The sequence below is a fragment of the Leucobacter sp. G161 genome (assembly GCF_001482305.1).
Classification (GTDB): Bacteria; Actinomycetota; Actinomycetes; order Actinomycetales; family Microbacteriaceae; genus Leucobacter.
Genome location: NZ_LOHP01000005.1, coordinates 1 through 350 on the forward strand (window position 1 = coordinate 1; position 350 = coordinate 350).

Here is a 350-nt window from a genome sequence, read left to right on the forward strand (position 1 = left end):
CGGGCTGATGCTGAGGTGGATCCGTGGACGGGTGAGGCGAGTGTGCGGGTTGCTACGGAGGATGGTTCCGCGGTTGCCGGTGAGCACTTTGTGGCCCTTGATGAGGTCGTGACTTGGGCTGCCGGTGAAGCGGGTGATCGGACTGTTGTGGTGCAGACGGTTGCGGTGCCTGCTGGGGATCCGGATCGGTCGTTCTCGGTGAAGCTTGGTGATGCGGTTCCTGCGAAGCACAGCGGGTTGGGTCGATCGGCTGCGGTTGGAGTGATTGGGGCTGCGGTTCCGGGTGAGACGGTGTTTGCGTTGGGTGCTGATCAGTCTGTGCTGGCTGGCAGTGCGATGACGTTTGTGGT

1 protein-coding gene is annotated in these 350 nt (G+C 62.6%); it reads left to right on the forward strand.

Annotated elements, in window-relative coordinates; all coding sequences use genetic code 11:
• On the forward strand, positions 1–350 hold a 350-nt coding region (locus AUL38_RS17640; RefSeq protein ID WP_235590544.1), incomplete at both ends, for a hypothetical protein.